The following is a 26,545-nucleotide window of genomic DNA, read 5'->3' as shown; positions in this document are numbered from 1 at the left end:
GGTGTCGGGATTCTCGGGCGAATTGTCCGACATCGCGATTACCGAATGCGCATCACGGAGTCAATTGAGCCCGGGAATGGCGAACCGGGGCGGTTCGGGATGGCGAATGGATTCTTCCGGACGTGACGGTTCCGATGTTCTCGACGCCGATGACCGGGAGGCTTCCGGCTTTCGCGTCGGCTTGATGCGGGGAGTCGAGTCGGTTGTCGTCCGCCGATTGGCCTCCGCGCCGAGTCCGCTGCCCGTCGTGTCGTCGACGCGTAGGCACATCGACCGGATCACGTGGTGCGCAGTCACCAGCCCGTAGGTCATCGGCAGGCCCAGGACCGTGACGAGCAGTCTGGTGGGTCGTAGCGGGCTGTCACCGAGGATCGACGGCTCGATGACGTTGCCGACTTCCCGGATCAAATGCAGCGCCAGCTTGTATGCATAATGCGCCGCGGTGATCGGCTTGCTGACGGTGAGCTCGTCGAGCGACACGGTCTCCCACGGATCCGCGCCGTGGCCGACGTTGTGTCCGATGCCGAGGAGGATGTCGAGCGGGGCGCCACCGAAGATCGGGATCAGCGAACCGAACAGCGACGCGCCCATCTCGCCGATGGAACGGTCCTCCGCCGGGTCGAGCGGAATGAGGTTGTGGTGAATGCGGATTCCGCGCATGGCGCCGAGAATCCTGGTGGTCTCGGCCCGGATGCGGGGTGCGTCGGCGGGAGTGTTCTCCTGCGCCTGCGCAGACACATACCGCACCAGCCGGCCGAGTGTGAGCGACCCGATCGGCGTACACGTCTCGACATCGGCCAGTGCGAGGTGGTCGGCGATCTCGGCCACCATCGGCGGGATGGGGATGTCGAAATGCACGGTGTCGCTCGCGCGTCCGGCGAGGGCGCGCTGTTCATCGGTGACGCGTGCGAGGCACTGCTCGAGGACCGTTCTCGCGGTGGCCCGCAACAGGGCCTTCACCGCGAACTCCGACGAGAAGACGAACGCCGTGATGAGCCAGTTGTAGGTGACGAACTGGGCGAGGCCGTCGGCCTCGGTCCCGGCGAACGGGCTGCCGAGGTCGGGTGCCGAGCCGATGAGGAGCCGTGCCGGGACCAGGACGGTGGTGAACATGTAGAGCCACACCGTCTCCACTGCCTGGATGACGGTGATGTTCCCGAGCGGAATAGCCTCGGTGTGGCGGCCGTCGCGGATCTTGAGAAGGTTCGAGACCAGCAGTTGGGAGATCGGGTCGCGGTAGTCGAGTGCGGGATCGTCGTCGTCCGCCCCGAGGGTCAGCGGATGTTCGGTGACGGCGAGGGTCGAGATGTGTAGGCGCCGCATGTCGCGGTGCGCCGCTATCCGACTTGCCCGGGCCGACGCGTGCATAGATGGCGGCAGGATGTCGTACACCGCATCGAAGATCGAGTCGTACACCACTGCGAGGGTTGTGAAATCGCCGCTCGCGCATCGCGTCTCGACGCCCTCGAGCGACTTCGGCGTCGGCAGTAGCGGGCTCGTCAGGGTCTCGATGCGCTCGAGTCGCTCCGGGTAGGTCTCGGTCTCCGGGTCGACGGTCGGAGTCAGTTCGTGGACCGGCGTCGCACGCAGGGGTGACGTGGAGAAGGGTGCCGGGCTGCCGAGCACCGCGGCGGTGCCCGACCCGCCGGCAAGTGTGGGCAACGACATCGCCAGTGTGAACACGGCGATCATCCGCAGAACCCATGGCGGTACACCCCGCGCCGCATTGCCCCGACCTGAACTCATGCACCCACTACCCGAATAGTCGTCCGATGACCCGGCGACACCGCCGGCGATCGTGCGCCGCGGCGGCGTCGTGCGTGACCACAGCAGTCCGCGAAGGGAAAGTTAGTCGAACGAAGCTCAAGGTGCGCGGCGAGAACCCGCGCACCGGGTCGGCGAACGGGGATGTCGGTGCGCCGTGCAACGATTCCGGGGTGAGGCGTCGAGCGGCATGGTTGTCGGGAGTACTCGCCGCGGTGCCGGTCGCCGTGGCGCTCGTGTCGTGCGTCGACGTCGAACCCGCCCCGGGCCTCGAGCGCCCCTCATCCGAGCGCACCCAGTCCATGCCCTCGACGACGGGGCCATCGTCACCGCCGGCTGGTGTGTCACCTGATATGCCACCACCGGCGGCCGGCCGTGAACAGGCCGATCTCGCGTCGCTGCAGGTGAAGGGTCGCGCGCCCAAGACCGGATATGAACGGTCGCGATTCGGTAGGGCATGGGACGACGCGGTCGACGTGCAGTACGGCCGCAACGGTTGCCGGACCCGGGAGGACATCCTGCGGCGAGACCTCACCGGCATCATCTTCCATGCCGACGGGTGCCGCGTGCTCGCCGGCACACTGGCCGACCCGTACACCGGTACGACGATGCCGTTCACCCGAGGCGAGGACACCTCGGCGCTGGTCCAGATCGACCACGTCGTCGCGTTGTCGGACGCCTGGCAGAAGGGCGCGGCCGGGTGGACCGCCGGCAAGCGCGTCGAGTTCGCGAACGACCCGCGAAACCTCCAGGCCGTGTCGGGAGCCGTGAACCAGCAGAAGGGAGACGGCGACGCGGCGACCTGGCTTCCCCCGAACAAGTCGTACCGGTGCACCTACGTGAGCCGGCAGATCGAGGTCAAGAAGTCCTACGGGCTGTGGGTGACGCGTGCCGAACGCGACGCGATGAGTCGGGTCCTCGCGTCGTGCTGAACCCGTCGAGCCGCGGGCGCGCCGGTCGTCGGTAGCCTTGGGGACCGTGACCGCGGACCAGGGACGACCCCAGCCACTCGCCGACCGCGCGGATCGTCATCCTCTGTCCGAGCCCGCCGCCGTGGCGGCCCTCGGTGCCGATCTGCGGTCGGCGGGATACACGAACGACGGTGTCACCGAACTGCTCGGCGAAGGCGCTCACGATGCCCTCGTCCGCGGTGTCTGGTGGCCGGCCCTCGCCGCGACGCGTGATGTCGCCGGCGACCACCGTCGGCTGGCGACCCTCATCCGGCTGTTCCTGCTGGGCTCGGACGAACCCGAAGCCGCTGTCGCGGAGGCGTTTCCGACGACGGGCGTCGATGTGCTGGTCACGCAGGGCGTGCTGGCCCGGGTCGATGAATCGCTTCTACGGGCCCGCCTTGACATCCGTCCGCACGCCGACGACACCCGCGACTACCTCGTGATCGCCGACCAGGATGCCGCGATGCGACCCGGACCCGTTGCCCACGACCACGTCCTGGGGATCGGCGGCGCGTCGATCTCGCTGGCCCGGGCCGTCATCCGCGAACCCGTCCGCCTCGCTCTCGACATCGGGACCGGATGTGGCATCCAGGCGCTGCACCTCGCCGCGCACTGCGAGCAGATCGTGGCCACCGACACGAACGACCGGGCGCTGGCGCTGGCCGCCGCGACGGCCCGTCTCAACGGGATGTCGTGGGATCTGCGGGCGGGGAGCATGTTCGAACCCGTCGCGGGGGAGCGGTTCGACCTCATCGTGTCCAACCCTCCGTTCGTCGTCGGCGCGGGCGGGCAGGACTACATCTACCGCGACTCGGGCGTCGTCGGGGACGGGCTGTGTGAACAACTCGTCCGCGAGCTGCCCGGGCACCTGAATCCTGGTGGCACCGCACAGATCCTGGCGAACTGGGTCATTCGCGACGGCGACGACTGGCCGGAACGGGTGCGGTCCTGGCTCGCCGGAACCGGACTCGACGCCTGGGTGGTCCAGCGGGAGGTCGCCGACCCCATCAGCTATGTGTCGCTGTGGCTGTCCGATGCCGGTGAGGACGAGGCGACCGCCGCGCGGCGAGGTGCGGAGTGGCTCGAATGGTTCGAGGCCAACGGCATCGTCGCCATCGGGATGGGCTCGATCACCGCCCGCGCCCCGCTCGACGGTGAGCACCGCGAGCCCGACGTCGTGATCGAGGAGATCACCGGCGCCGGTGAAGAGGTGACCGGGCCCGAGGCCCAGGCGTTCCTCGCGCGACGGCGCTACCTGCGGGAGACCTCCGACGAACAGTTGCTCGCTCGGCGGCTGTCGGTGGCCCCGGTCATGCTCGAGGAGCTCTCGCTCCCGGGGGACGAGGGCTGGCAACAGGTGTCGGCCGCCGTCCGCCGGCCCGGGGGTCCCGGCGCCGTTCTCGGTGTCGACGAGGTCTCGCGCGCACTGCTCGCCGGCAGTCGGGGGCAGGTCCCGCTGGGCGTACTGCTCGAACTCCTCGCCGACTTCCACGGTGTCGACGCCGACGCTCTCGCCGAGGCGGCGCTGCCCGTGGTGCGCGAGGCGATCGGCCGGGGGATTCTGTACGAGGCGACGTGACTCAGGCCGGGAAGGTCGCGTCGAGCGCCGCGGCGAGGTCCGCGATGAGATCGTCGGCGTCCTCGAGTCCGACCGAGAACCGCAGATGTCCCCACTCGCGGAACGGTTCGGGGTAGGCGGCGACCCGCGGTCCGTCGGTGCCGACATGGACGATGAGTGACTCGTCGTGTCCCAGCGACACCGCCGAGGTGATCGTCGTCAACGCCGAGACGAAACGGTTCTGGGTGGCCGGATTGCCGCGCACCGCGAACGCGATCATGGCCCCGAAGCCGCGGCCGCCGAACTGTCGTGCCGCGAGGTCGTGTTCGGGATGCGACGCCAGACCCGGGTACCGCACGTAGGCGATGCGCGGGTCGTCGTCGAGGAAGGCCGCGACCCGCTCGGCGTTGCGTTGATGCTGGGCGAACCGGAGCGGCAGGGTGATCGCGCCGCGGGCGATCAGCCATGCGTTGAACGGCGAGATGACGCCGCCGACGTCGACCATCGCCTGTTCCCGGATCTGCGACATGAGCTCCGACCGGCCGAGCACGGCACCGCCCATGGCGTCGCCGTGCCCGTTGATGTACTTGGTCAGCGAATGGACGACGAGGTCCGCGCCGTCGGCGAGCGGACGGTACAGAGTGGGCGGCGTGAAGGTGGCGTCGACGAGCAGCAGGGCGTCGGCGTCGGCGGCGATCTGCGCCAGCGCGCCGATGTCGGCGACCTTCGTCGTCGGATTGGCGATCGTCTCGGCGATCAGCATGCGGGTGCCGGGGCGCAGGGCGGCCCGGGTCGCGCCGAGATCGCCGACATCGACAAAGGTCGCCTCGATCCCGTACTTGGTCGGCAGCAGTTCCGACCAGAGCTTCCAGGTGGCCTCGTAGGTCGTGTCGGACACCACCACGTGGTCCCCGGCGGACAGGAACGTGAAGAACACCGCGTGCAGCGCGGCCACGCCCGAGGCCAGGACGACGGCGTCGTCGGCCTCCTCCAGCGCGGCCAACTTGTTCTGCAGCGCAACCTGATTGGCGCCGGTGTTGCGTGTGTAGAACAGTTGCTCGGTGCCCGACCAGCTCATCGCCTCGGGTTCGGGCGGGAGGTGATACGAGTTCGCCATCGTGATCGGCGTCCGCACCGACGGGCCCGACGAGTCGTTCCCGGCGTGCACGCTGCGTGTCATCTCACCCGTCACGGATGAACTCCCATCGGCTCGGTCGCACGTGTCCCGGCCGGTGCTGTTCCGGCCCGGACTGGCCCGTCTCGTTCTGGCCCGTCTCCGGCTGTCCCGGTCCGGTCGACGCCGGGCAGGTCGTCGACGACCGGTCCGGGTTCCCGGGTGACGTCCGAGCTCTCCGGGGTGGGGACGCCGGGCTCGGGGCCGAGGACGATGTCGGGTCGATGCGGACGCACGAGCCGGACCATCCGCAGCGGTAGTTTGTGCAGTTTGTCGACGTGCGCGAAGTACCGGAACTCGGCCCACCCCCAGCAGGCGGCGAACACCAGGAGCGCGACGGCGTCCATCGTGACGGTGTTCCAGGGGCGGTGTGCGATGTGGATCGGCACCACGACGAGGGCAATCGCCTGGATGACGTAGGAGTCGAGACTGCGGGTGCCGGCCATGACCAGTAGACGCAGCCAGTCGTGATGCCACCACCTGAGCAACAGTCGGAAGATCCCGTAGACGGCCGGGATGGCCAGATAGGCGCCGATCGCGCGGGCCGGGCGGAAGTCGAGTTTGTCGGCGACCGCCGGTTCGAGATGGGCCCACGGCCCGTAGTCGATGCCGAAGTGGAAGAACAGTGCCACCGCGAGCGCGACGGCGACGATCGCGATGATCCAGCGGTCGACGAACTCCGGCACACGCCACCGCGACCAGTTCCAGCCGATCACCAGTGCCGGGACGAACATGATCTGCCAGCCGGCGACGTTCTGGATGTGCGGTGCCGCCTGGTAGGCGCTCAGATAGAACCAGTCGGGGGAGTGGACCAGCGAGATCAGGTAAAGGGCGATCGAACCGGCGAGCACCCAGCGCGACCAGCCCTGACGCAGGAGGGGGAACAGCCCGAACGCGGAGATGAGCAAGACCATGTACAGCAGCAGGATGTTGCCCCCGCTGGGCAGATAGTCCATGGTCAGCGCCAGGCGCAGGCCGTCACCCCACCCGTCGACCGGCAGCAGGAGCGTCAGCCATCGGTGACCGGCCAGGGCGGCCGCGACCGCGACGAGGGCGATCGCCAGCTGGCACAGATAGAGGACGACGATCCGCTTGGCAAGACGCTTGTAGGCGAAGGCCAGCCCATGGCGAGCGACCCATCGTTGATAGACCAGACCAAGCACGACGCCCGAGAGCATCACGAACGCGGACATGCCGTCGACGTACGGAAAGGCGTGGGTCGGGGTGGCCAGCACGGACTCATGCGCGAAGTGCGCGGTGATCATGCTCCAGATGGCCACCCCGCGGGTGGCATCGATGGCCAGGTCTCGTTTCATTGACTTGCACGATAGACAGCGCCGCGGCCCGGGGGCATCCCGGGCCGCGGCGAGTCGTGAAGAGAGATCCGCTCAGGTGTAGAGGTCGGCGATCGCTTCCTTGTGCGCGTCGTGGATGACGTTGCGCTTGAGCTTCATGGTCGGGGTGAGCTCACCGGTGTCGATGGTGAAATCGGTGTCCAGGATCGAGAACTTCTTGATCGCCTCGGCGTTGGAGACCTTGGTGTTCGCCTCCTTCACCGCGGCGTCGATCTCGGCCTTCAGGTCGGCGTTCTCGACCAGGTCCGAGATCGGGGTGTCGGCGGGGAGGTCATGACGGTCCAACCAACCGGGCACGGCCTCCGGGTCGATCGTGATCAGCGCGGCGATGAACGGCTTGTTGTCGCCGACGACGAGGCACTGGCTCACCATCGGGTGCGCCCGGATGGTGTCCTCGAGCTGCGCCGGCGAGACGTTCTTGCCGCCCGCGGTGACGATCAGTTCCTTCTTGCGGCCGGTGATGAAGAGGTAGCCGTCGTCGAGGGTGCCGATGTCACCGGTGTGGAACCACCCGTCGCGGATCGCGTCGTCGGTGGCGGCCTGGTTCTTCCAGTACCCACCGAACACGACCGGCCCCTTGAGCAGGACCTCGCCGTCCTCGGCGATGGCGACGGTGACGCCGGGGATCGGGCGTCCGACCGAACCGACCTTCTGGTTCTCCTCGTTGTTGGCCGTCACCGCGGCCGTGGTCTCCGACAGTCCGTAGCCCTCGTACACCGGGATGCCGACGCCGCGGAAGAAGTGGCCGAGGCGCGCACCGAGCGGAGCGCCACCGGAGATCGCTCCCTCGCACTGGCCGCCGAGGGCGTCGCGCAGCTTTCCGTACACGAGCTTGTCGAAGACGGCGTGCCGGAGCTTCAGGCCGAGGCCGACCTTGCCGGCCGCCGTCGCCTTGCTGTATTCGATCGCCGTGTCGGTGGCCTTGTCGAAGATCGACCCCTTGCCGCCGTCGTAGGCCTTCTGCTTGGCCGAGTTGTACACCTTCTCGAACACGCGCGGCACCGACAGCACGTAGTTCGGCTTGAACACGCCCAGGTCCGCGACGAGGTTCGTCAGGTCGTTGGTGTGGCCGAGGATCACGCCGTTCTCGACGCAGCCGACGGCGACGACGCGGGCGAAGATGTGCGCCAGCGGCAGGAAGAGCAGCGTCGACTTGCCCTCCCGCATACCGGCGCCGACCGCGTCGCGGGTCGCGGCCGTCTCGGCGAGGAAATTCGCGTGCGTCAGGACGACGCCCTTCGGCCGTCCGGTGGTGCCCGAGGTGTAGATCAGCGTGGCGGCATCCGACGACAACGCATTCGCCTGACGCTGGTCGAGGTCCGCGTCGGCGGTCTTCGCGCCGCGCTTGGTGACCGTGGGGAGCGCGTGGTCGTCGATGACCAGGGTCTCCTTGAGGGTGGGCGTCTCGTCGATGACCCGGAGATGGCGGGTGTAGTGCTCATGGTTCTCGACGAACAGGAGCTTGGCGCCGGAGTCCTCGAGAATCCACTGGACCTGGTCGGGGGCGGACGTCTCGTAGATCGCGACGGTGCACGCCCCGGCGCGCCAGATCGCGTAGTCCAGCACGGTCCACTCGTAGCGCGTCGACGACAGGATCGCGACGCGGTCGCCGGCCTGCACACCCGAGGCGATCAGACCCTTCGCGACCGCGTCCACCTCGTCGGTGAAGTGCTTGGCGGTGACGTTGACCCACTGGTTGTGCGAGCGCTTGCGGAAGAGCGGCATCGTGGGGCGCTCCGCGCGGTAGCGCAGGATCGTGTCGACGGTCGTCGCCTTGTCGTCGATCGTCAGATCGGACGGGGTGGCGTACTGCTGCTGCATGGCACTCCTGAGACGAGAGAACAAATGGACATTCCGGACATCGGTGTGCGTGTGACCGGGACCGATGGCCGGATGAGTGGCACTGACAGTACCAGTATTCGTTAGATGCATCACACCGGTTACCGAACGTGGCTCGTGCCCTGCTCAGGGGGCTGATGCGACCCCGCCCGGGCGTGATGCCGACTTTCTGGTGGACGGCCATTACAGTTGAGGGCGATGAATGAGACTTCCGCCGCATGAGTACCTCGAATCACGGCGAGCACGACGCCCCCGCCGACCCGCAGGTCGGCTCGTTCGACGACCTCGAGATCGACCCGCGGGTACGCGCGGCCATCACCGACGTCGGCTATGAAACCCCGTCGCCCATCCAGGCGGCGACCATCCCGCCGCTCATGGACGGACGCGATGTCGTCGGCCTCGCGCAGACCGGTACCGGCAAGACCGCCGCGTTCGCCATCCCGATCCTGTCCCGCCTCGACACCTCCGCGCGTACCCCGCAGGCGCTGATCCTCGCGCCGACGCGAGAGCTGGCACTGCAGGTCTCCGAGGCCTTCGGCAAGTATTCGGCGCACATGCCCGAGGTGAAGGTGCTGCCGATCTACGGCGGGCAGTCCTACGGCGTCCAACTCGCGGGTCTGCGTCGCGGCGCGCAGGTCATCGTCGGCACACCCGGTCGGGTCATCGACCACCTCGATCGCAAGACCCTCGACATCTCCGGTCTGGAGTTCCTGGTCCTCGACGAAGCCGACGAGATGCTGACGATGGGCTTCGCCGAGGACGTCGAGCGCATCCTCGCCGAGACCCCGGACACCAAGCAGGTCGCGCTGTTCTCGGCGACCATGCCCAGTGCCATCCGGCGCCTCGCGCAGAAGTACCTGAACTCGCCGCAGGAGATCACGGTCAAGTCCAAGACCGCGACCGCGCAGAACATCACGCAGCGCTATCTCCAGGTTTCCCACCAGCGCAAGCTGGACGCGCTGACACGCTTCCTCGAGGTCGAGACCTTCGACGCGATGATCGTGTTCGTCCGCACCAAGCAGGCGACGGAAGAACTCGCCGAGAAGCTGCGCTCGCGCGGGTTCTCCGCGGTCGCCATCAACGGCGACCTCGCGCAGGCGCAGCGGGAACGGACCATCAACCAGCTGAAGAACGGCTCGATCGACATCCTCGTCGCGACCGATGTCGCGGCCCGCGGGCTCGACGTCGACCGCATCTCGCATGTCGTGAACTACGACATCCCGCACGACACCGAGTCCTACGTGCACCGCATCGGCCGTACCGGGCGCGCCGGCCGCTCGGGCAACGCGCTGCTGTTCGTCTCGCCGCGCGAACGCCACCTGCTGCGTGCGATCGAGCGCGCCACGCGGCAGACGCTGACCGAGATCGGCCTGCCCAGCGTGGACGATGTCAACGCACAGCGGGTCGCGAAGTTCGCCGACTCGATCACCCAGAACCTGTCCTCGGACAACCTGGATCTGTTCCGCGGGCTGATCGAGAACTACGCGCGGGACAACGACGTCGCGATGGCCGACATCGCGGCCGCGCTGGCGCTCGAGACACGAGACGGCGGTTTCCTGATGACGCCGGACCCGCCGCAGTCGGAGAAGCGCCCCGAGCGTGAGCGTGCTCCGCGGCGCCCGGGCGCGAGCTTCGCGACGTACCGCATCGCCGTCGGCCGCAAGCACAAGGTGTCGCCCGGTGCGATCGTCGGTGCCATCGCCAACGAGGGCGGCCTGACCCGTGCCGACTTCGGCAACATCAGCATCCGCGACGACTTCAGCCTCGTCGAGCTTCCCGATGATCTCGACAACGAGACCCTCTCGTCGCTGCGGCACACGAAGATCGGGAAGAACCCGATCGACATCCGCAAGGACATGGGCGCACCGCGCACGCGCGGGGGCGCCAAGCGCGGAGCCGGCGGGCACGGCGGCGGTCGGGACGGTCGTCGTGGCGACAACTGGGGTAAGCGTCCGTCCCCGCGTGTCGCGGGGCGCGGTCGCCATTCCTGACCCTGACGGTTCCGCTGCGGCTCGTCTAGCAGAGGGAGCGCATGACTGCGCCCTTCTGAGAGCTGTGTGAGAAAACTTGTCAATTCGAGATCGTTCCGTAACCTGGTCGACGGGGGTCATTCACGCCACGGCCGTCACCCGATGGCCGTCGCGAACGCATGAACACGGACAAATTCGAGCAACAGGATTGGTGAGTCACCGGTGTCAGTGGTGAATTCGATTTCGGCAGTCGAGGCAATGAATCACAGCCGCGAGGGGAACGCGGTCGTCGTCGACGCACGGCCCCAGGTGGTCCGGCATCAGGGGAGTCTGCCCGGTGCCCTCGTGGTTGACCCGACCGAGGTGCCGAAGCGGTTCACCCCGACTCCGTCGGGCACCTTCCCGGTGATCCGCGACCGCGACACCGAGATCGCCGTGGTGTCGGTCCGTTCGGAGGCCCCGCGGATCGCCGAACAGATCGCCGAGTGCGGATACACCAACGTGCGCTATGTCGACGGCGGATACCGCGCGCTGCGTTCGAGTTCCGTCGGCTGACCGGCCCGGTGTCGGGAATCCGGCCGACCCGCGCGGCGGCACGGAGTTCCTCTGACCAGCGTCTTGTAGCGTAGGAGTCGCCGGCGACGAGAGGAACACATCGGTATGCAGGATGACACGCGCGAGACGTTGCGCGATCAGGTCACCCGACTGATGACGTTTCTGGCCGATCTCGTCCGGTCTCGCTCCGGTGACGTCCACGACATCTCCGACCACCCCGGCCATGTCTGGGTCGGTCCGTCCACCGCCGTCGCCGTACGGTCGAACGCGGTGCCGGGCCAGGTCGTGGTGGAGGTCGGCCCGGACGATCCCGACGCCGCTCGGGCCGGCGCGGTCCACGCCGAACTCGCCGCGTTGGTCGACGCGCTCGGCGCGGAGCCCGAAGAACTCGAACTCGTCATCGCGTCCGCACTGGTCACGGTGCGGGACGCAACAGACGCTGACGCCGACCCGTTGGTCCGCGAACATCTCCTCAGTCAGGTTCTGGTCGCCGACCGCGACGCGGACGACACGATCCGGTTCTCGCTCGGGGCGGGCTCGTCTCCCGCGGTTCGCGATACCCATCTGCTCGCTGCTCTCGACGGTCTCGATCTCGCGGGCGCGGTCGGGATCCGCGGCAAGCTGTCGGCGCTGACCTCGGTGCTGTCGCCGAAGACCGCCGAGCTGATGGCCGAGTGGCGCGAGGCGATCGAGGTCGACGCCGAGCGTGTGTCGTTGACGGTCGAGAGCCGGCCCGCGGTGGTCCTCCGCCGTCGCGGGGTGGAGAGTTCCCTCGCGTTCTACGACGCCATCATCGACGACCTGCGGGACGGGGAGTCGGAGGTACCGGTCGCACTGACCCAGCTCGTCCGCCCGATCGAGGCGCCCGACCGACTCGCCGCCCTCCGCGCCCCCGGCGTCCTCGATCCAACGGACCTGGTCGCCGATGCGCTGTTCCCGCTGCCGTCCAATGCCGAACAGCGCGATGTGCTCGCCCGGCTCGGGTCCGACACCGGTGTGGTGGTCGAGGGTCCGCCCGGAACCGGCAAGACCCACACCATCGCCAACGTGACCTCGGCCTTGCTGGCGAAAGGACAGCGCGTCCTGGTCGTCAGCGAGAAAGCCCATGCGCTCCACGTGCTCCGGGACATGCTGCCGCCCGCTCTGCGGGCGCTCACGGTGTCGATCGCCGACGTGTCCCAGGACAGTTCCGAGGGCATCGTCGATGCGGTGACCGAGCTCGCCGAACGCAAGGCGTCGTTCACGCCCGGGGTCGCCGACGCGGAGATCGCCGACCTGGCCGCGCGCCGCGATCACGCTCTGCGACAACGGGATCACCTGCTCCGCGAACTCTGGGACCTCCGTGCGGAAGAGACCGAGGTCCACGAATGGGTCGCGGGGGACTATCGGGGATCCCCGGCGGAGATCGTCCGCCGGGTGCGGGCAGACGCCGCCGCGTTCGACTGGCTGCCCGGGCCGGTCCACGGCGCGGTGCCCCCGCTGGACTCGGCCGAGTTCGTCCGGCTGGCAGACCTGCTCGCGAGCACCGGTGGCTCCGGATCGCGTCTCGCGCAACGGTTCGTCGACCTCGACCACCACCTGCCCGAGCCGGCGGAGATGGACTCCATCTGCACCCGGATCGCCGCGCGGCCCCGCGAGCCGATGGCCGGCGCCGGGACGCTGCTGTCCGTGCTCGACGGGGTCGACAGTGACCGGTTGGTCCGGATCAAGGACATCTGCGACGAACTCGCCGTCGCCTCCGGCGAGGTGGCGTCGTACCCGGAGCCGATCGTCGACATGGCGGACCGGCTGCTCGCCGGACGCGCCGCGCACCTCTGGTCGCGGGTGACGACGCTGTCACCGGTCATCGCCGAGGCCGCTCGTCGGGACCGTGACCTGGGCGCGCACGCGGTCGTCGTCGACGGGGCGCGGCCCGGCGACGCCGCGTTGTTCGACGCCGCCGCCGACCTCCTGCGAGACGGCGGTCAGTGGCGGGGACGGTTGCGACGTTCGCCCGAGCAGCGCGCGGTCGAGGAGTCGCCGGTGCGGGCCACCGTGGACGGAYGGCCTCCTCGCGACGAGGCCTCGTTGCGCCGGGTCGCCGATCACCTCACCGTCATCGACGCGGTACATCAGGTGCATCGCATCCTGGCGGACCTGCACGTCCCGGTGGACGCGTCGGGGTCGCGGTCGGCGCAGCTCGACCACCTCGTCCGCCTCGACAACCAACTGGCGTGGATCTCGAGGCTGCTCACCGGCCGGGAGCATCTCGTCCGTGAACTCGAGGCGATCAGCCCCGGCGGCCCGAGACCACGCACCGTCGCCGAGGCAGCCGAGGTGGCCCATCAGGCGCGATCGGTGGCGGCCGCCAACGACGCGGTCCGCGCCGAACAGGAACTCGCCGACCGCGTGTACGGCCTGACGACCGAACTCGAACAGGGGCCGTCGCCGGAGGGTGACGCGCTGCTCTCGGCACTCGCCACGGCCGACCCGGTCGCGATCCGAGACGCGCGGCGCGCGTTCGCGGCCGCCGCAGCCGAGGCCGACGAGCAGAATGCCCTGGAGCTTCTCGGGCTCCGATTGCGCAGCCGGGCACCCGAACTCGCGAAAACGATGTGGGCGAGCGCGCAGGACCCGATCTGGACCGAACGCGCCCGGGACATGGGCGCGGCGTGGGCGTGGCGGTTCGCCCACACCTGGGCGGAGGAACGCAGCGATCCGTTCGCCGAGGACCGGTTGCAGTCCGACCTCGACGCCGTCGAGGTCGACATCGCGGCCCTCACCACCCGGCTCGCCTCTGCGCGCGCCGTCCGCGAGGTGCTGGCGCGCACCACGGCCGGCGAGTTGCAGGCCGTCCAGTCCTACCGCGACCACATGATCAACCTGGGCAAGGGATCGGGCAAGCACGCCAATCGTTTCCGACGCGCGGCGCGCGAGGCCATGGCCGAGGCGCGCAACGCCGTGCCCGCCTGGATCATGTCGATCAGCCAGGTGGCCGAGACCCTCCCACCGCGCCGCAACTCCTTCGACGTCGTCATAGTCGACGAGGCGTCCCAGGCCGACATCACCAGTGCGTTCCTTCTCTGGCTGGCCCCGCGCGTGATCGTCGTCGGTGACGACAAGCAGTGCGCGCCCGTCGGTCTCAGCGGCACCAACCTCGATTCCGCGTTCGCCGAACTCGATGCGGCGCTGCCCGACCTCCCGACGTACCTACGCGACGGGTTGACGCCGCGGTCCAGTCTGTTCTCGTTGTTGCGCAGCCGTTTCGGCAACGTCGTAGGGCTGCGGGAACACTTCCGGTCCATGCCCGAGATCATCGAGTTCTCGTCGCGCCAGTTCTACGGGTCCGCGCCGCTGATCCCGGTGCGCCAGTATGGTTCCGACCGGCTCGAACCATTGCGGACGGTCGCGGTCGACGGAACGGCCACCGGGACCGGCAACGGCATCAGCAACGAGGCCGAGGCGGCCGCCATCGTCGATGCCCTCCGGGGGTGTCTGGCCGATCCGGCATACGACGATCTGGACTTCGGTGTGATCGCGTTGCAAGGCGTCAAGCAGGTGGAGACGATCGAGAAGGCGCTGCGCGCCGCGATCGACACCGAGACCTGGCGCTCGCGTCGTATCCGCGTCGGCTCACCCCCGGATTTCCAGGGAGACGAGCGGCACGTGGTCTTCCTGTCGATGGTCGTCTCGGACGCCGGTGCGATCTCCGCGCTGACCCGCGCGGAGTCCCAACGCCGGGCCAACGTGGCGGCCACCCGGGCCATGGACCAGTTGTGGCTGTTCCATTCGATCGGACTCGACGAGTTGCGCCCCAACGACCTTCGTGCCTCGCTGCTGTCCTATGTGTCCGCCAACGAGGGTCCGTCGATCGGGGCCATGCCGTCCGACGTGCCCGACGATCGCCGCGTGAGCCCGTTCGACAACCTCCTCGAACAGCGCGTGTTCAACCGTCTCGCGGCGCTCGGCTATCACGTGACCCCGAAGGTCACGGTCAACAACCGGATCGTCGACCTGGTCGTGTTGGGGGCCGATGCGCGCATGGCCGTCGAATGTGATGCCGACGAGTTCGCCGGGACCGGGCAGCAGGCTCGGTCGGATCTGGAACGCGAGCGTGAATTGCGCCGTTGCGGTTGGGAATTCGTCCGCGTGCGCGAGTCGGAGTTCGAACTCGATCCCGACCGCGTGCTCGACCATGTCGCCGCCGTGCTCGACGAGCGCGGATGCAAGCCGGGGTCGCTCGTCGCGGTTCAGACGACGGATGACGTCGGGAGATGGCAGCCGATCGATCTCACCGCGGGGGAGTGACGCCGCACCACGTCAGCCGAGTGACGCGAGCAACGCCGGCAGACCGACGGCGGCGGGCATCCGCAGACTGTGGGTCACGATGTCGGACAGCGCGGACGGCGACGGGTTGAACTCGATGACCGGGATGCCCGCACGCACCGCGCGTTCGGGTAGCGCGGCTGCCGGGTAGACGATCCCGCTGGTCCCCACGACGAGCACGACCTCGGCCGCACGGAACGCCTGATCCGCTCGCTGCCAATCCGATTCGGGCAGTGCTTCGCCGAACCACACGATGCCGGGCCGCACCCTCCCGCCGCAGCGCGGACACGTGGGCGGGTCGACGCGCGGGTCGTCCGGCGCGGTACCGGTGTCGCCGGGATCGGGGAATGCGCCCGGGCCGTCGTACGGGGTCCCACAGACCGAACACCGGGGGGCGAACAGGCTGCCGTGCAGGTGGCTGACGACGTCGCTGCCGGCCCTCTCGTGGAGATCGTCGACATTCTGCGTCACGATCATGACGGTGCGGCTCGTGGCGAGTTCGGCGAGCGCGCGGTGGCCCGCATTGGGCTGCGCGGCAAGCACTTCGCGGGCGCGCCAGCGGTACCACCCCCAGACCAGTGCGGGGTCGCGCGCCCACGCTTCCGGGGTGGCGAGTTCGGCGGGATCGAACTTCTCCCACAAACCGGTCTGGGCGTCCCGGAAGGTGGCGATGCCGCTCTCGGCCGACATACCCGCGCCGCTGAACACCGTGATCCACTCCGCGCGGCGCACGAGGTCGGCCACCGCGTCCGGAATCCGGGTCTCGGCCCCGGTGTCCGGGTCGGGCTCGCCGAAGGTCATCCGACGGACTCGATCCCGGCGCGCACCGCAGCGGCGGTCTCGTCGGGGTCGGGGTCGCGGCGGACGAGGAAGCCCTTGGCGAAACTCAGCTTGTCCCCGTCGTGTCTGGGGACGACGTGCAGGTGGGTGTGGAAGACGGTCTGGAAGGCCGCGCGGCCGTCGTTCAGTGCCAGGTTGACCCCGTCGGCGGACACCGGTCCGGTCTTCATCGCGGTGGCGACTCGTTGACCGGCGCGGAAGAGAGCGGCGCCGAGGGTGGGGTCGAGGTCGTCGAGCCCGGAGGAGTGGACCCGGGGCACGAGGAGGGTGTGCCCGCGGGTCACGGGCCGGATGTCGAGGAACCCGAGGACGTCGTCGTCGGAGTAGACGATGCGACCCGGGGAGGTGCCCGCGATGATGGCGCAGAAGATGCAACTGCTCATGCGGCCGACTCTAGTGGGGTGTCTCGAGGGCACTCGGCCTGCGGCACGGCTGGACCGCGACGCGCAAGGGTGCCCCACATCACATAACGGTTTGATAACGGTTGACCGAGCGAGAGTTCGGGCGCACGCGTACCCCTGGGTATGTTGCCTGGCCTGGCGGTTTTCCGACGCTTCCCATGGTGGTTGACACGGTGCCAAAAGTTACCCGCGCGGTTACTGGTCGGTATACCGACAGGTCACCGACAAACATGAGGTTTCCCTCACTTTCGTGTGTCATCATAGGTGGCACGTTCACGCCGACGCCGGCTCGGGACAAAACCGGTGCGCGCCAATGTTGTTGTGCGGCAGGCGTGTTCCTTTGTTGTACCAGCTAGTTCGACCCGGCGGTGTCGCCACCGCGGCCGGTCGTGCGCGACGGCGGCGAGACCGATCACGTCAGCGCACGGAAAGGCCGCTGCCGACAGCGTTTTTCGCGCCGCAGCGACTCGCAGACCAACCGCACAACACCCACAGACATCTACTGCACCGCACCTACGCACTCCGCAAATCCACACTCTGAGACCGACCACCACAGAGGAGTATCCGTGACCGTCGACCAGTTCCGCTCCGGCTCGCAGGGCGCCGCCAACGCAGAACGGCCCACCACCACGCTCATCGAGCGGCTCACGCAGGGCGAGCCCTACGCGATCAGCTTCGGCGGGCAGGGCGGCGCATGGCTGCCCACGCTGACCGAGCTGGTCGTCGACGCCGACCTGGAACACCGGGTCGCCACCATCGTCGATTCCGCCGAACGGCTCGTCGAGCCGGTTGCCGACGAACTCGTCGTGGCACGGGTGTCCGGGTTCCACCCGCTCACCTGGGTGCACGCGCACGACGCAGGTGAAGACGTGCCCGCCGAGGCCACTCTCGCCGATTTCACCCTCTCGGGTCCGGGTGTGCTGCTCACCCAGCTCGCCGCCGTGGAGGCACTCCGCAAGCAGGGCCTGGACACCGCCGTGCTCCCGCCGAAGGCCGTGGTCGGGCATTCCCAGGGCTCGCTGGCCACCGATGCGGTGGGCGCCGACGGCCGTATCGCCGAGTCCGGTCAGGGCCTGCTGCTGGCCGTCGCGCACCTCATCGGCGCCGCCGGTTCGTTGACCGCGCGTCGCCGCGGGCTGGGTGTCACCACCGACGGCACGCCGATGCTCGCACTCACCAACGTCAGCCCGGCTCGCGTCGACGAGATCCTGGCGCAGTACCGCGCCGGCCTGTCCGACAACGATCTGACGACCGCCCCGGTGGTCGCCATCAAGAACAGCCGCACCGCCGTCGTGCTGTCCGGGGCACCGCGGCACCTCGCCGCGTTCGCCGCCCTCTGTGAGCGGGTCGCCGCGACCGAGGCCGACGAGCGCAAGCGCAAGCTCACCGGCGGGGCGCCGTTCGCGCCGAAGTTCGACCACCTGCAGGTGTCGGTGGCCTTCCACCACCCGGCTATGGCCGAGGCTGTCGAGCTGGTCGGCCAGTGGGCTGACCGCTGTGGCATCGACCGTGACCTCGCCACCCGCCACGCCCACGACATCCTCGTCGGGCACGTCGACTGGGTCGCCTCGGTCGACTCGATCGTGGCCGGCGGCGCCAAGTGGGTCCTGGACTTCGGTCCCGGGGACATCGCGACCCGTCTCACCGCATCACTGGTCCGCGGGCAGGGCGTCGGCCTGGTGCCCGCCGCCCTGCGCGTCGGACAGCGCAACCTGTTCAGCCCCGGCGGCGTGCCCGAGGTCGCGACCCCGTGGTCGCAGTTCGCGCCCACCCTTGTCGAGCTGCCCGACGGCCGTACCGTCGTCGAGACCTCCTTCACCCGCCTCACGGGACGTTCGCCGATGCTGCTCGCCGGCATGACGCCGACGACCGTCGACCCGGCCATCGTCGCCGCCGCGGCCAACGCCGGACACTGGGCCGAGCTGGCCGGTGGCGGCCAGGTCACCGAGGAGATCTTCGCGCGCAACATCGCCACTCTCACCGATCTGCTCGAGCCGGGCCGCGAGGCGCAGTTCAACGCGTTGTTCCTCGACCCCTACCTGTGGAAGCTGCAGCTCGGCGGCAAGCGCATCGTGCAGAAGGCCCGCGCGCAGGGAGCCCCGCTCGACGGCGTCATCGTCTCGGCGGGCATCCCCGAACTCGAGGACGCGGTCGCGCTCGTCGACGAGTTCGTCGAGGCCGGACTCCGGTTCGTCGCCTTCAAACCCGGCACCGTGGAGCAGATCCGGTCCGTCGTGCGCATCGCGGCCGAGGTTCCGCATCACCCGATCATCGTGCAGATCGAGGGCGGCCGCGCCGGTGGCCACCACTCGTGGGAAGACCTCGACGACCTGCTGCTCGCGACCTACGGCGAGCTCCGCGCCCGCCCGAACGTCGTGATCTGCGTCGGCGGTGGCATCGGCACACCCGAGCGCGCCAGTGAATACCTCACCGGCAGCTGGTCGGCCGGCTACGGCTACCCGACGATGCCGCTCGACGGCATCCTCATCGGCACCGCCGCCATGGCGGCCAAGGAAGCGACGACGACCCCCGAGGTCAAGCAGCTCCTCGTCGACACCGCCGGCATCGACGAGTGGATCGGTGCCGGTCACGCCACCGCCGGAATGGCCTCCGGCCGCTCGCAGCTCGGCGCCGACATCCACGAGGTCGACAACACCGCGTCGCGCTGCGGCCGGTTGCTCGACGAGGTCGCCGGTGACGCCGACGCCGTGGCCGCCCGCCGCGACGAGATCATCGCCGCGATGGCCGACACCGCGAAGCCGTACTTCGGCGACGTCGCCACCATGACCTACCGCGAGTGGCTCGACCGGTACGCCGCGCTGGCCGTCGGTGACGCCCGCGGCGAGCAGGTCCCGTGGGCCGACATCACCTGGCAGCAGCGCTTCGTGGAGATGCTGCAGCGCACCGAGGCGCGCATGCACCCGCAGGACTCGGGGCCCATCCCGACGATGTTCGCCGAGGTCACCGCCGCCGCCGATGCGTATGCCGCGATCGACGCGCTCGGCAGCGTGTACCCCGAGATCGACACCGACATCCTGCATCCCGCGGACGTCGCGTTCTTCCTGGAGCTGTGCCGCACCCCCGGCAAGCCCGTCAACTTCGTGCCGGTGATCGACAAGGACGTGCGCCGCTGGTGGCGCAGTGACTCCCTGTGGCAGGCCCACGACCCGCGCTACGGCGCCGACGCCGTCTGCGTCATCCCGGGGCCGGTCGCCGTCGCGGGCATCACCCGCGTCGACGAGCCCGTGGGTGAACTGCTCGATCGGTTCGAGGCCCGGGTCGCGTCCGATCTGCAGGCCACCGGCGAGCGCCCGGTCGCCGTCGCCTCCCGGCACCGGGCCGGGCTGGCCGAGGAGGCCGGCGTGCTGACCTCGGTGCTGGAGTCCGACGACGTCAGCTGGGCCGGCCGGATCGTGGCGAGCCCGATCGCGCTGCTCGGCGATCGCGACGCCTGGACCGTGGTCGGACCCGAGCGGGCCGAACACGCCGTCAGCGGCGCCGTCCTGGAGCAGGTCTCCGCCGACTCCGACGCCACCCGTTTCGATCTCGTCGTCCCCATCTCGGGTGCCTCCGTGCGTATCCCGCTGCTGGCCGGCGAGAGCCTGCGCGACGGTGGTTCGCCGCTGGTGGGCCTCGACGACGCGTCGACCGCGATGCGCGAGATCCTCACCGTGGCCGCCGGCGGCGGCCTGGCCGAGGTGACCGACGGCGTGTCGGTCACGACCGTTTCCTGGCAGCCGGATTCGGTCGCCGATCACGCTGCGGTGACCGGGTTCTCCCTGCCGCCGCACCTGCGTCCGACCACCCCGACCGACCCGTTCGGTTTCGCCGTGCCCGACACCCTGGTCGGCGCGTGCTGGCCGAGCGTGTTCAGCGTCATCGGCGCCGCCCGCACCGATTCCGGTGACCCGGTCGTCGAGGGTCTGCTCGACCTGGTCCACCTCGATCACGCGATCGCGCTGACCGGGGAGATCCCCGCCACCGCAGCCGACCTGACCGTCACCGCACGGACCGGCGCGGTCCGGGATGCCGACGTCGGTCGTGTCGTCGAGGTCACGGTGGAGATCGCCGGACCAGCCGGCCCGATCGCGACGCTCGAGGAGCGTTTCGCGATCCGTGGGCGTCTGGGCGCCGCCGAGCTCACCGACCCGGCCCGGGCCGGCGGTGCACCCGCCGCCGAACTGTCGGCCACCCGCAAGCTGCTCCGGACGGCCACCATCACCGCGCCGAACCGGATGACCGGATTCGCCGTCGTGTCCGGTGACCGCAACCCCATCCACACCGACGCCGCAGCCGCGAAGCTGGCCGGTCTCGGCGACCCGATCGTCCACGGGATGTGGCTGTCGGCCGCCGCGCAGCAGGTCGTCACCGCGACCGACGCGAAGAATCCGACGCCGTCGCCTCGTCCGCTGATCGGCTGGACCGCACGCTATCTCGGCATGGTCCGGCTCGGTGACCGCATCTCGGTGCGCGTCGACCGCGTGGGTCTCGACAACGGCCGCGAGGTCGTCGAGGTCAGCGCCAAGGTCGGCGACAACCTCGTGATGAGCGCGACCGGTCTGCTCGCCGCGCCGCGGACCGTCTACGCGTTCCCCGGCCAGGGCATCCAGAGCAAGGGCATGGGACTCGACGCCCGCTCGCGGTCGAAGGCCGCCCGCAAGATCTGGGATCGTGCCGACAAGCACACCCGTGCGGCGCTGGGCTTCTCGATCCTCGCCGTGGTCCGCGACAACCCGACGACGCTCGTCGCCAACGGGACCACCTACAACCACCCCGACGGCGTGCTGTACCTGACGCAGTTCACCCAGGTCGCCATGGCGACGCTCGGTGTCGCGCAGATCGCCGAGCTCAAGGAGTCCGGTGGCTTCGTCGAGGGTGCCATCACGTGTGGTCACTCGGTCGGTGAGTACAACGCGCTCGCCGCATGTGCCGGCGTCCTCCCGCTCGAGGCCGTCCTCGAAGTCGTGTTCCAGCGCGGCGAGGCCATGCATCACCTCGTCCCGCGAGATGCACAGGGGCGCAGTGACTATCGGATGGCCGCCATCCGGCCGAGCCAGTTCGGTCTGGCCGACGCCGAGGTCACCGACTTCGTGTCCGGCGTGGGCGCCGCGGGCGGCGAGTTCCTGGAGGTCGTCAACCTCAACCTCCTCGGCTCGCAGTACGCGATCGCCGGCACGGTTCGCGGTCTCGAACTGCTCGAGGCCGAGATCGACCGGCGGCGTGCGGAGTTCGGGGGCAAGCGCGCGTTCATCCTGATCCCGGGCATCGACGTCCCGTTCCACTCGAGCGTGCTGCGCGCCGGGGTCCCGGAGTTCCGCGGCAAGCTCGCCGAGCTGCTGCCCGCCGACATCGACATCGACATCCTGATCGGCCGCTACATCCCCAACCTGGTGCCGCGCCTGTTCAACCTCGGACGCGACTTCGTCGAGGAGATCGCGGCGCTGGTGCCGTCGGATCCGCTGAACGAGGTCCTCGCCGACTGGGACGCCTGGGAGGCGACCCCGAACGAACTGGCCCGGGTGATCCTGATCGAGCTGCTCGCCTGGCAGTTCGCCAGCCCGGTGCGGTGGATCGAGACCCAGGAACTGCTGTTCAGCGGTCCCGAGCGGAACGGGCTGGGAGTCCAGCGCTTCGTCGAGATCGGTCTGAAGGGCGCCCCGACGCTGTCGGGTCTGGCCACCAACACCCTCAAGCTCGACGACTACGCCGCGGCCACCACCGAGGTGCTCAACGTCGAGCGCGACACCGACACGATCCTGGCCAAGGACGCCGGGCACGAGCCCGACGAGGACGAGCTCGACGTTCCCGCAGCGGCCGAGACGTCGGCGGCGGACGCGGCTCCGGCCGCCGCGGCGGCGCCCGCGCCTGCTGCTCCCGCGGCACCGGCGGCACCAGCCGGCGGCCCGCGTCCCGACGACATCGCGTTCACGCCGTCGGATGCGGTGAAGTCCGTGATCGCGCTGTGGACCAAGATGCGCGTCGACCAGATCGGGTCCGCGGACACGATCGAGGCGCTCTGCGACGGCGTGTCGTCGCGTCGTAACCAGCTGCTCCTCGACATCGGCGGTGAGCTCGGGCTCGGCGCCATCGACGGTGCCGCCGAAGCCGACATGACCGCGCTGTCGTCGACCGTGGAGACCCTCGCCCGTGGCTACCGGCCGCTGGGTGCGGTGCTCACCGATGCGGTCAGCGACCAGGTCCGCAAGGTGCTCGGCCCGCTGGGCAAGCGCCAGAACTACATCACCGACCGCGTGTCGGGTGTCTGGCAGCTGGGTCCGGGGTGGGGTCTGCACACCACGGTCGCGCTGGCGCTGGGCACCAGGGACGGCGCGTCCGTCCGCGGCGAGGCGCTGGGCAATCTGCTCGACGGCCCGCTGACGAACACCGATTCCCTCGACGCCCTCATCGACAAGGCCGTGTCCGCGGTGGGTGCGGTCAAGGGCATCCCGGTCGGCAAGCCGGCCGCCGAATCCGGTGGTGGCGCAACGGTCGACGCCGCGGCGCTGGGAGAGTTCACCGAGCAGATCACCGGCCGGTCCGGCGCGCTGGCCTCGGCCGCGTACACCCTGCTGGACAAGCTCGGACTCGCCGAGGTCGCCGATCTCGCCGAGGCCGCGGCCGACCCGAATGCCGAGCTCGCCGAGCTGGTCAGCGCCGAACTCGGGTCGGACTGGGCCCGTACCGTGGCGCCGGCCTTCGACGCGGCCAAGGTCGTCCTCATCGACGACCGGTGGGCAACCGCCCGTGAGGATCTCGTCCGACTCTGGCTGACCGACGAGCAGGACCTCGACGCCGACTTCGACACCATCGTCGGCGGGTTCGCCGGAGCCGGTGACACCGTCGCCGACCACGCCACCTGGTGGCAGGGCAAGGCCCTCGCGAACGGAAACGCCGTGCACGGCCGCGTCTTCGGCGCGATCGCGCACGCTGCGGAGAATCCGGAGAAGGGTGCCTACAGCCGCGAGATCGCCGTGGTGACCGGTGCGAGCAAGGGTTCGATCGCCGCCGGCGTGGTCGCCGGGCTGCTGGCCGGCGGCGCGACCGTGATCGCCACGACCTCGCGCCTGAACTCCGACCGTCTCGCCTTCTACAAGAAGCTGTACCGCGAGAACGCCCGGGCCGGTGCCGCGCTGTGGATCGTCCCGGCGAACATGGCGTCGTACGCCGATGTCGACGACCTCGTCGGCTGGCTCGCGGGGGAGCAGACGGAGAACCTCGGCGGCACAACGGCAGTCGTGAAGCCGGCGATGAAGCCGACGCTGCTGTTCCCGTTCGCCGCACCTCGGGTCGCCGGTGATCTCACCGACGCCGGTGGTCGCGCCGAGCTGGAGATGAAGGTGCTCCTCTGGTCGGTGGAGCGACTCATCGGCGGTCTCGCCGACGTCCATTCCGATCACGACATCGCGGCCCGCGTGCACGTCGTGTTGCCCGGTTCGCCGAACCGCGGCATGTTCGGCGGCGACGGTGCCTACGGCGAGAGCAAGGCCTCGCTCGACGCACTCGTCCAGCGCTGGTCGGCGGAGGAGTCCTGGGGTTCCAAGACGACGCTCGCCCACGCCCTGATCGGCTGGGTGCGCGGCACCGGGCTGATGGGTCACAACGACGGGATGGTCGACGCGGTCGAGGCGGCGGGTGTGCGCACCTGGAGCACCGACGAGATGGCGGCGAACCTGCTGACCCTGTGCAGCCCCGAGCAGCGGTCGGCCGCGGTGAGTGCGCCGATCCTGGCCGACTTCACCGGCGGCCTGGACAGCTCGACCGACCTCAAGGCGCTCGCGGCCACCGCGGCGGCGGCTGCCGAGGAGTCCGCGGACACCGACGAGGAGTCGGCGACGACCGTCGCGGCGCTGCCGGCACCGGCGCGCGCCCCGAAGGCGATGCGTCCGCAGTGGCCGTCGATCGACGCCCGACCCGAGGACCTCGTGGTCATCGTGGGTGCCGGCGAGCTCGGTCCGTTCGGTTCGGCCCGCACCCGCTTCGAGATGGAGGTCGACGAGAAGCTGTCGGCCGCAGGCGTTCTCGAGCTTGCCTGGAACACCGGACTGGTGCACTGGGATTCGGCGCCGAAGCCGGGCTGGTACGACACCGCGTCCGGAGACCCGGTGCCGGAGAGCGAGATCGCCGAGCGGTACCACGACGAGGTCGTCGCCCGCTGCGGTATCCGCCGCTACGCCGACGACGGGGCGATGGTCGACAACACCTCGCCGCTGCTGACCTCGGTCTTCGTCGACGAGGACCTGACCTTCACGGTCAACTCCGAGGCCGAGGCGCGAGCATTCGCCAGTGCCAACCCGGAGAAGACCCGGGTCACGCAGAACGCCGACGGTGACTGGCAGGTCACCCGGTTGGCGGGCACCGAGATCCGCGTTCCGCGCCAGTTCGCGCTGACCCGGACCGTGGGCGGGCAGATCCCGACCGGTTTCGACCCGACCCGCTGGGGCGTCAGCCCCGACATGGTCGAGTCGATCGACCGGGTCGCCCTGTGGAACCTGGTGGCCACGGTCGACGCCTTCCTGTCGTCGGGCTTCACGCCGAGCGAACTGATGCGCTGGGTGCACCCCGGCCTGGTCGCCAACACGCAGGGCACCGGTATGGGCGGCATGACCTCCATGCGCGACCTGTACGTCAACACCCTGCTGGGCGAGGCCAACGCCAACGACATCCTGCAGGAGGCCCTGCCGAACATCGTTGCGGCACACGTGGTCCAGTCGTATGTCGGTAGCTACGGCGCGATGATCCACCCGGTGGCGGCATGTGCGACCGCCGCGGTGTCGGTCGAGGAGGGCGTCGACAAGATCCGCCTCGGCAAGGCGCTGTTCGCGGTGGCGGGCGGCTTCGACGACCTGGGTATCGAGGGCATCGTCGGCTTCGGCGCGATGTCGGCGACCGCCGACTCGGCGAAGATGACCGCGCGCGGCATCGACGATCGCCGGTTCTCGCGTGCCAACGATCGCCGACGCGGCGGGTTCGTCGAGTCGGCCGGCGGCGGCACGATCCTGCTCGCCCGCGGCGATGTGGCGGCCGAGATGGGTCTGCCGGTGCTCGGTGTGGTCGCGTGGGCGCAGAGCTTCGGCGACGGTGTGCACACCTCGATCCCGGCTCCGGGTCTCGGTGCCCTGGGCGCGGCTCGCGGGTCGTTGTCCTCGCCGCTGGCACGTGCGCTCGGTTCGCTCGGTGTCAGCGCCGACGACGTGGCGGTCGTGTCCAAGCACGACACCTCCACCAAGGCGAACGATCCGAACGAGTCCGAACTGCACGAGCGGCTCGCGGCGGCCATCGGCCGCGGCAAGGGCGCACCGCTGTTCGTGGTGTCGCAGAAGTCGCTGACCGGTCACGCCAAGGGCGGCGCGGCGGCCTTCCAGCTCATCGGTCTGTGCCAGATCCTGCGTGACGGCGTGATCCCGCCCAACCGCAGCCTCGACTGTGTCGACGACAAGATGGCCGAGTACCCGCACCTGGTGTGGCCGCGCGAGACGCTGCAGCTCGGAGAGCGGTTCCCGCTCAAGGCCGGCCTGCTGACCAGCCTCGGCTTCGGTCACGTGTCCGGACTGATCGCGGTGGTGCACCCGGAGGCGTTCATCGCCTCGCTGAACCCGGAGGAGCGCGACGCCTACCGTCAGCGCGCCGACGAGCGGACCCGCCAGGGCAGTCAGCGCTTCCTGCAGTCGATCTGCGGTGGCGAGCCCGCCTACCAGCGACCGCCGAACCGTCGCTTCGACGAGTCGGTCGACGAGCACGACGCCGAGGCGGGCATGCTCCTCGACCCGCAGACCCGTCTGGACGGCGCCGACGTCTACGTCGCCGGTGAGCCGGTGGCGGGTGGTCGGTGAC

Annotated in this window: 12 protein-coding genes; 6 read left to right on the top strand and 6 right to left on the bottom strand. The window is 69.6% G+C overall.

The genetic code is table 11. The features are described 5' to 3' along the window. Positions 1 to 60 precede the first annotated feature (60 nt). The gene (locus A9310_RS01320; protein WP_254661144.1) at positions 61 to 1,746 is read right to left on the bottom strand and encodes a hypothetical protein; all 1,686 of its coding nucleotides are present in this window, start codon (positions 1,744 to 1,746) and stop codon (positions 61 to 63) included. Between the two features lie 74 nt (positions 1,747 to 1,820). Here A9310_RS01320 and A9310_RS01315 point away from each other — a divergent pair, with 74 nt between their 5' ends. Both A9310_RS01315 and A9310_RS01310 read left to right on the top strand, forming a co-directional pair. Then, on the top strand, positions 1,821 to 2,696 hold the full coding sequence (locus tag A9310_RS01315) for an HNH endonuclease family protein (protein ID WP_254661143.1): 876 nt from the start codon (positions 1,821 to 1,823) through the stop codon (positions 2,694 to 2,696). A 46-nt stretch (positions 2,697 to 2,742) separates the two neighbouring features. Beyond that, positions 2,743 to 4,296 (top strand): methyltransferase, encoded by a 1,554-nt coding sequence (locus A9310_RS01310; RefSeq protein ID WP_065629044.1) that lies wholly within the window; start codon positions 2,743 to 2,745, stop codon positions 4,294 to 4,296. Between the two features lies 1 nt (position 4,297). Here the strand turns inward: A9310_RS01310 and A9310_RS01305 are convergent, their stop codons facing one another. The 3 genes from A9310_RS01305 to A9310_RS01295 all read right to left on the bottom strand — a co-directional run bounded on the left by A9310_RS01305 (position 4,298) and on the right by A9310_RS01295 (position 8,625). Continuing rightward, the gene (locus A9310_RS01305) at positions 4,298 to 5,455 is read right to left on the bottom strand and encodes a PLP-dependent aspartate aminotransferase family protein (protein ID WP_065629095.1); all 1,158 of its coding nucleotides are present in this window, start codon (positions 5,453 to 5,455) and stop codon (positions 4,298 to 4,300) included. A gap of 8 nt (positions 5,456 to 5,463) precedes the next feature. After that, positions 5,464 to 6,765, bottom strand: a complete 1,302-nt coding sequence (opgC, locus tag A9310_RS01300) for an OpgC domain-containing protein (RefSeq protein WP_065629043.1) — start codon at positions 6,763 to 6,765, stop codon at positions 5,464 to 5,466. A gap of 72 nt (positions 6,766 to 6,837) precedes the next feature. After that, complete coding sequence (locus A9310_RS01295) at positions 6,838 to 8,625, bottom strand: long-chain fatty acid--CoA ligase (protein WP_065629042.1); 1,788 nt, start codon at positions 8,623 to 8,625, stop codon at positions 6,838 to 6,840. A gap of 236 nt (positions 8,626 to 8,861) precedes the next feature. On the opposite strand from A9310_RS01295, the gene A9310_RS01290 reads away from it, so the two are divergent. The 3 genes from A9310_RS01290 (at position 8,862) to A9310_RS01280 (ending at position 15,455) form a co-directional block, all read left to right on the top strand. Next, entirely contained in the window at positions 8,862 to 10,634 is a 1,773-nt protein-coding gene (locus A9310_RS01290; RefSeq protein WP_065629041.1) for a DEAD/DEAH box helicase, read from the top strand. A gap of 201 nt (positions 10,635 to 10,835) precedes the next feature. Next, positions 10,836 to 11,168 carry a rhodanese-like domain-containing protein gene (locus A9310_RS01285; protein WP_058250009.1) on the top strand — a complete coding sequence of 111 codons (333 nt, stop codon included), beginning with the start codon at positions 10,836 to 10,838 and terminating at the stop codon, positions 11,166 to 11,168. A gap of 105 nt (positions 11,169 to 11,273) precedes the next feature. Beyond that, complete coding sequence (locus A9310_RS01280) at positions 11,274 to 15,455, top strand: AAA domain-containing protein (RefSeq protein WP_065629040.1); 4,182 nt, start codon at positions 11,274 to 11,276, stop codon at positions 15,453 to 15,455. 12 nt (positions 15,456 to 15,467) lie between these two features. Here A9310_RS01280 and A9310_RS01275 read toward each other — a convergent pair whose 3' ends face one another. Beyond that, positions 15,468 to 16,274 (bottom strand): NAD-dependent deacylase, encoded by an 807-nt coding sequence (locus A9310_RS01275; protein WP_065629039.1) that lies wholly within the window; start codon positions 16,272 to 16,274, stop codon positions 15,468 to 15,470. Further along, on the bottom strand, positions 16,271 to 16,696 hold the full coding sequence (locus A9310_RS01270) for an HIT family protein (RefSeq protein WP_065629038.1): 426 nt from the start codon (positions 16,694 to 16,696) through the stop codon (positions 16,271 to 16,273). The genes A9310_RS01275 and A9310_RS01270 overlap by 4 nt, the downstream gene beginning before the upstream one ends. Positions 16,697 to 17,280: 584 nt before the next feature. On the opposite strand from A9310_RS01270, the gene A9310_RS01265 reads away from it, so the two are divergent. Continuing rightward, positions 17,281 to 26,544: a type I polyketide synthase gene (locus A9310_RS01265; RefSeq protein ID WP_065629037.1), complete on the top strand. Its 9,264-nt coding sequence runs from the start codon at positions 17,281 to 17,283 to the stop codon at positions 26,542 to 26,544. The last annotated feature ends 1 nt before the right edge of the window (position 26,545 follow it).

The organism is Gordonia sp. UCD-TK1, from assembly GCF_001691435.1.
GTDB classification, from domain to species: Bacteria; Actinomycetota; Actinomycetes; order Mycobacteriales; family Mycobacteriaceae; genus Gordonia; species Gordonia hongkongensis.
The sequence above is the reverse complement of the archived record's forward strand: the minus strand, read 5'-3'. Positions and strand labels throughout refer to the sequence as shown.